This is a genomic window from Sphingobium sp. MP9-4 (genome assembly GCF_005281675.1).
GTDB lineage: Bacteria > Pseudomonadota > Alphaproteobacteria > Sphingomonadales > Sphingomonadaceae > Sphingobium > Sphingobium yanoikuyae.
Genome location: NZ_LUFI01000028.1, coordinates 87,870 through 94,914, shown reverse-complemented (window position 1 = coordinate 94,914; position 7,045 = coordinate 87,870). Strand labels below are relative to the sequence as shown.

General features: G+C 67.2%; 4 protein-coding genes. All 4 read left to right on the top strand.

Annotation, left to right across the window (positions count from 1 at the left end):
* Nucleotides 1–4,151: translocation/assembly module TamB (locus A0U87_RS09090; RefSeq protein WP_206366587.1), on the top strand; the 4,151-nt coding region annotated here is incomplete at its 5' end.
* 1 nt (nucleotide 4,152) lies between these two features.
* The gene (locus A0U87_RS09085; protein ID WP_048937372.1) at nucleotides 4,153–5,547 is read left to right on the top strand and encodes an L-serine ammonia-lyase; all 1,395 of its coding nucleotides are present in this window, start codon (nucleotides 4,153–4,155) and stop codon (nucleotides 5,545–5,547) included.
* 177 nt (nucleotides 5,548–5,724) lie between these two features.
* Nucleotides 5,725–6,378 carry a porin family protein gene (locus A0U87_RS09080; protein WP_004211411.1) on the top strand — a complete coding sequence of 218 codons (654 nt, stop codon included), beginning with the start codon at nucleotides 5,725–5,727 and terminating at the stop codon, nucleotides 6,376–6,378.
* Between the two features lie 95 nt (nucleotides 6,379–6,473).
* Nucleotides 6,474–6,902 (top strand): thioesterase family protein, encoded by a 429-nt coding sequence (locus tag A0U87_RS09075; RefSeq protein ID WP_137405453.1) that lies wholly within the window; start codon nucleotides 6,474–6,476, stop codon nucleotides 6,900–6,902.
* The last annotated feature ends 143 nt before the right edge of the window (nucleotides 6,903–7,045 follow it).

Genomic DNA, 7,045 nt, shown 5'->3' with positions numbered 1-7,045 from the left:
CGCCGCGCCGCCGCGCCTGGGACGGGCGCTGGCAGCGCTGGCTGGCGGGCGCACTGGCGCTCGCGCTACTGGTGGTGGTGGCGACGCTGGCCTGGCTCGACAGCGCGCCCGGCCATCGCTTCCTCGTCTCGCGCATCGCCGCCGTCAGCCCGCCCTCGGGCCTGCGCATCCATGTCGACCGGATCGAGGGCAGCATCTATCGCAAGGCGGTGCTGCGCGGTCTCGTCCTCTCCGATCCCAAGGACCGCTTCTTCGACGCGCCACGGGTGGAGCTGGACTGGTGGCCCTTCGCCTGGCTCTCCAACCGGCTCGACATCGACCGGCTGGTGATCCCGCAGGCGACCCTGCACAAACTGCCCAAACTCAATCCCAGCGAGCGGCAGGGGCCTATCCTGCCGGGCTTCGACATCCGTCTGATGCAATTCTCGGTCGATCGGCTGACCGTCGCGCCCGCCGTCACTGGCAAGGTCGAACTGGCGACCCTGTCGGGTGATGCCGACATTCGTGGCGGTCGCGCGATCATCGACCTGTCGGCCCGCGTCATCGGCGCGGAGGATGCGCTGAACCTCACGCTCGACAGCCGGCCCGACGATGACCGGTTCAACCTGGCGGTCACCGTCAACGCGCCCAAGGGCGGCGTGCTGGCGGCGATGGCTGGCCTCAATCAGGACGGGAATCTGCGCATCAGCGGCAAGGGGCGCTGGACCCGATGGGACGGGCGCCTCGCCGCCACCCTGGCCGGCAACCCCGTCGCCGACCTGAAACTCGGCGCGCGCAGCGGCGCCTACACCATCCAGGGCACGATCGAGGGCAGCGCCATTCCCGGCAAGGGCCTGCTGCCGCGCCTCGCTTCGCCGCGCCTCACCATCGGCGCCCAGGGCACGCTCGCCGACCGGGTGGTCGATGGCAGGCTCACGCTGCGCTCGGCGGCGATCGACATGGTCGCCGACGGCGCCATCGACCTGCGCAACAACGCCTTCGACAATCTGCGCGTCGACATGAACCTCGCCCGGCCTGAAGCGCTGCTCAAGGATATGCGCGGCCGCGACGTGGTGGCGAAGGTCCGGCTCGACGGTCCGTTCGCCGGCTTCGGCTATGAATATCTGCTCACCGCGCGCCAGCTTGCCTTCGGCAAGACCCAGATCAACGATGTCCGCATCGACGGCAAGGGGCGTCAGGCGAAAAGCGGGCCGGTGCTGCTGCCGGTCCGGTTGCGCGCCCGCAGCCTTGACGGGCAGGGCGATCTGGTCGCCGGCATCGTCCGCAATTTCGCGCTCGACGGCGTGCTGCAGCTCAAGGGGCAGCAGATCGTCAGCAACCCCATGCCTTTCCGGTCGGACCGCCTGAACGGCAAGCTGCTGGTCATCGCCGACCTCAAGAGCGGCCGCTATGATGTCGGCATCGACGGCCGGATCAGCGGTCTCTTCATCCGTGGCCTCGGCATCGTCGATCTGGAGTCGAAACTGCGTGCGGCCCCCGGCGCCAATGGCGCCTTCGGCCTGTCGGGCAATGCCGTGGCCAAGGTCCGCCGGCTCGACAACGCCTTTCTCAAGGGGCTGGGCGGCGGCCTGCCCACGGTCCGCAGCGCGCTGGCGCTGCTGCCGAGCGGCGAGATCGGCTTCTCCAACATGAAGCTCGACGCGCCGCTCATCAGCCTCAATGCCAAGGGCGTGCGCCACCGCGACGGCACCGTCCATCTCGAAGGCGATGGCAGCCACAAGCAATATGGCCCGGTCGATGTCGTGCTCGATGGCAAGATCGACCGGCCGATCGTCCATGTCCAGCTGGCGCGGCCGATGGATGCGCTCGGCCTGCGCGACGTGCGCGGCGAATTTCTGCCCGGCGTCGATGGCAATTACAGCTTCACCGCCAATGGCGGATCGACACTCGGCCCGTTCACCGGAGAAGGCCGCATCTTGCTGCCGCCCGGCGGCCAGGCGGTGGTCCGTGTCGCGCGCATCGCGGTCTCGGGCGTCACCGCCAGCGGCGACATCCGCCCCGTCACTGGCGGGCTCGACGGCCAGTTGCTGGTCGCCGGCCCGGTCAGCGGCACGATCGGCTTCCAGCCGGTCGGCGGCATCCAGCAGTTGAAGCTCGATCTCGACGCCAATGATGCCAGCTTCGACGGCCCCTCGACCATCGCCGTGCGGCGCGGCTCGCTCGACGCCACCATCCTGCTCGATCCTGACGGCACCTCGATCAACGCCACCGCCCAGGCACGCGGCCTGCGCGTCGGCGGCATGCTGCTCGGTCGGCTCGATGCCACCGCCGCGCTGGTCGACGGGCGCGGCAAGGTCTCGGGCAATCTCTCGGGCCAGCGCGGCCGCCTGTTCGACCTCAAGGGCGAGGCCCAGGTCGATCTCGACCGGGTCCGCCTGTCGGCCAGCGGCACGATCGACAAGCGGCCGATCCGCCTGACCCGCGCGGCGCTCTTCACCCGTGCCGAGGATGGCTGGCGCCTGTCGCCCGCGACCATCAGCTATGCCGGCGGCACGCTGCAACTGGCGGGCGAACTGGGCGGCGAAACCACCCGGATCGAGGCGCGCGCGCAGAAGATGCCGCTCGCTCTGCTCGACATCGCCTATGACAATCTGGGGCTGGGCGGCATGGCCACCGGCACCTTGAGCTACAGCCGTCCGCGCGGCGGCCTGCCGACCGGCAAGGCGGAACTGCGCATCCGTGGCCTGTCCCGCTCGGGCCTGTCCCTCAGCTCCCGCCCGGTCGATGTCGGCGTCAACGCCGTGCTGACCCTCGACCGGCTCGCCACCCGCATGGTCTTCGTCGCCGATGGCCAGACCATTGGCCGTGGCCAGGCGCTGCTCACCCCGCTCATCTCGACCGGCAGCCTGGTCGAACGGCTCAACGGTGCGCCGCTGATCGCGCAACTCCGCTTCAACGGCACCGCCGACACGCTCTGGCGCCTGACCGGCGTCGAGATCGTCGATATTGCCGGCCCGGTCAGCGTCACCGCCGACGCCCATGGGACACTCGCCGACCCGGTCATCACCGGCTCGCTCGCGACCGACAATGCTGCGCTCAACAGCCCGGTCACTGGCATGCGCCTGCGCAACGTCAAGGCGCGCGCCCGTTTCGCCGGGGCGCAACTGGTCTTCTCCAGCTTCACCGCCAATGCCCAGAATGGCGGCAGCGTGACCGGCACCGGCAATTTCACCTTCAACGGCATTGGCGGCGTCGGCATGGACCTCGCCTTCCAGGCGGACAATGCCGCGCTGCTGGAACGCGACGATATCGCCGCCACCGTCACCGGCCCGCTCACCATCCGCTCCGACGGCAAGGGCGGGGAGATTGGCGGCGACGTCACCCTCAACAAGAGCCGCTTCACCATGGGGCGCGCCGCCGCCGTCGCCCAAATCCCCGAACTCAAGGTGGTCGAGATCAACCGGCGCGGCGAGGAGATTGAACGTCCCCGCGCGACCGTCCCCTGGACCATGGCGGTCAAGGCGCGGGCGCGCAATCGCCTGACCGTGACCGGCCTGGGGCTCGACAGCGAATGGCGCGCCGATCTCAATATCGGCGGCACCGTCACCAATCCGGCGATCGCCGGTCGGGCCGAACTGGTGCGTGGCAATTATGAATTTGCCGGCCGCCGCTTCGAACTGCGCGAGGGGCGCATCCAGTTCGACGGCAAGACCCCGGTCAACCCGACGCTCGACATCGATGCGGAGGCGGACGTCAGCGACCTCACTGCCACCATCCATGTCGGCGGAACCGGCCTCAAGCCCGACATCAGCTTCAACTCCGTGCCCTCGCTGCCACAGGACGAACTGCTCTCGCGCATCCTGTTCGGCACCTCGATCACCAACCTGTCCGCGCCCGAAGCGCTCCAGCTTGCCTCGGCGGTCGGCTCGCTTCAGGGCGAGGGCGGGCTTGATCCGATCAATGCGGTGCGCAAGGCGGCGGGCCTGGATCGTCTGCGCATCATCGCGGCCGATCCGACCCAGGGGCAGGGCACTTCGCTTGCCGCCGGCAAATATCTGACCCGCAAGACCTATGTCGAACTGATCAGCGACGGGCAGGGCTATAGCGCCACCCGGATGGAATATCAGGTGACACGCTGGCTGTCCCTGCTAGGCGCCATTTCCACCCTCGGCCGCCAGAGCGCCAACCTGCGTATTTCCAAGGATTATTGACGTGACCAAATCGCGCATCGACAGCGCCGCCGCGATCAGCGTGATGGATCTGTTCACCATCGGCATCGGCCCGTCCAGCTCGCACACCGTCGGGCCGATGCGCGCCGCGCTGATGTTCATGGATACGCTGCCGACCTGTCCGGTGCGCGTGCAGTGCGAACTTTACGGGTCGCTGGCGCTGACCGGCCGGGGCCATGCCACCGACAGCGCGATCCTGCTGGGCCTGTCGGGCCACAGCCCCGAAAATGTCGATCCCGATGCCATCCCCGCCATCCTTCAGGCGATCCGTGACGATGGCCGCATCCGCGCCGGCAGCGCCCATCTCGACTGGGTGCCGTTCGAGGAAGCGCGCGACCTTGTCTTCCGCATGGGCGAATTTCTGGAGGCACACAGCAACGGCATGCGCTTCACCGCCTGGCTGCCGGGCCGGGACGAACAGCTGGTGCGCGACTATTATTCGATCGGCGGCGGCGCGGTGCTGCCTGGCGCCATTCCCGCCGACCCGGATATTCCGCTCGGCCATAATGTGGTTCAGCCCTTTCCCTTCTCGTCCGGCGCCGAACTGCTGGCGCAGGGGGAGGCGACCGGCCTCAGCATCGCCACGCTGGTTCTCCGCAACGAGGGCGCCTGGCGCGCCCAGGGAGAGACCGAGGCCTTCCTCGACAGCGTGATCGACGCCATGTCCGCCTCGATCGATCGCGGCCTGAAAGAAGAGGGCCTGCTGCCCGGCGGGCTCAAGGTGCGCCGCCGGGCCAAGGCGATCCATAACAAGCTGCGGTTGCAGGGCGCCAGCGTCGGCCCCGCCCAGATCTTCGAATGGGTCAGCCTGTTCGCGCTGGCGGTGAATGAGGAAAATGCCGCCGGCGGCCGGGTCGTCACCGCACCCACCAACGGCGCGGCCGGTGTGATCCCGGCGGTGCTTCATTATTATCGCCGCTTCGTCCCCGGCGCCGATCGGGAAGGGGAGCGCCGCTTCCTTCTCACCACCGCCGCCATGGGCTTCCTCTACAAGAAGCGCGCCTCCATCTCGGCCGCCGAAATGGGCTGTCAGGGCGAAGTCGGCGTTGCCTGCTCGATGGCGGCGGCGGGTCTCGCCGCCGTGCTGGGCGGCACCAACAGCCAGGTCGAAAATGCCGCCGAGATCGGCATGGAACATAATCTGGGCCTCACCTGCGATCCGATCGGTGGCCTCGTCCAGATCCCCTGCATCGAACGCAACACCATGGGCGCGGTGAAGGCGATCAACGCCGCCTATCTCGCCCTCCAGGGCGATGGCCGCCATATCGTCAGCCTCGACGCGGTGATCGAGACGATGCGCCAGACCGGCGAGGATATGGCCAGCCGTTACAAGGAGACATCGCTTGGCGGTCTGGCCGTCAATGTCGTGGAATGCTGAAGGAAGGCGGCCTCATTTCGTCGCTCCCGGCCCACGGGAACGCGCCGAACTGAGCGGCTTTCGTGGCATTAATGCCACATTATCAGCTGTTTATCTGAGGTTCATGAAACAAATATGACCGCTCCGGCTTGAGCGTCTCACCCCCAAGGGGAAGAGAAAGACAACGGAGTGATGTTTATGCGTAAGTTGATGGTCGCCACTTTGCTGGCCGGTGGTGCAGTCGCCGCGCCGGCGCTCGCACAGGATGCCACCCCGACCTTCACCGGCCCGCGTGTCGAAGCGATCCTGGGCTATGACCATACCGGGGCCGGCAGCTCGATCGACAATGACAATGGCAGCGACGATCAGAAGATCGACGGCCTGCTCTATGGTGTCGGCGCGGGCTATGACGTGAATGTCGGCGGCGCCGTCGTCGGCGTCGAGGGCGAGTTCACCGACTCGACCGCCAAGAGCAGCCGCAACGACTTCACCGACCAGTTCGGCTATGGCCGCGTCAAGCAGGGCCGCGATCTCTATATCGGCGCCCGCGCCGGTATCCTCGCCGATCCTTCGACCCTCATCTATGTGAAGGGTGGCTACACCAACACCAAGCTGGGCGTGCTGGCCGGTGACACCAACCAGGTCACCGACACCTCGTTCAAGCTGGACGGCTGGCGCGTCGGCGGCGGCGTGGAGCGCGCGCTCAACGCCAACACCTTCGCCAAGATCGAATATCGCTACTCCAAATATGACAGCGCCCATATCGACTTCATGGACGGCTCGACCAGCAGCGAATTCGATGTCGACACCGATCGCCATCAGGTCGTCGCCTCGGTTGGCTGGCGCTTCTAAAACGATACGGAAAGGGGGCCGGTCACCGATCGGCCCCCTTTTTTGCAGCATCCGCCCATAGCCTCTATCAGCCGCCCTGCGGGGATGTTACTTACATGGTTGTGAGTAACGCGATTCCCCATCTGTACCCGGTTGGCATCCAGCCCGACGACGTCGACTTCATGGGTCATGTCAACAATGCCAGCTACCTCAAGTGGGTGCAGGATGCCGTGCTCGACCATTGGCGCGCGCTCGCCCCGGCCGAGGCGGTGGCCCAGCATCTCTGGGTCGCGCTCAAGCATGAGATCACCTATCGCAAGCCAACCTTCCTGGATGATGAAGTGATCGCCACCGTCCTCCTCGAAAAGGTGCAGGGCGCCCGTGCCTTCTACGAAACCGTGATCCGCCGTGGCGAAGAAGTGCTGGCCGAGGTCAAGTCGAGCTGGTGCTGCGTCGATGCCTCCACCCTGCGCCCGGCCCGCATTGCCCGCGAAGTGATGCAGCATTTCTTCGCGCCCGACGACAGCGGCACCAGCGCCGACTGATCCCAACCCATGAATGGCAGGGTTGCAGCGCGGGAACCCGCTTGACCCATGCGCGGATGTTTGCATTAGTCCGACAAATAAAGGGCCGGTGACGGGGCGGCGAAGAGCGCCGTCCGCTGCGGCCCTGTCGGCGAAGCGCGTCT

Bases quoted from the DNA above. Each gene is read 5' to 3' on its own strand.
- A0U87_RS09080 (WP_004211411.1), top strand. From the start codon at position 5,725: ATGCGTAAGTTGATGGTCGCCACTTTGCTGGCCGGTGGTGCAGTCGCC.
- A0U87_RS09075 (WP_137405453.1), top strand. From the start codon at position 6,474: ATGGTTGTGAGTAACGCGATTCCCCATCTGTACCCGGTTGGCATCCAG.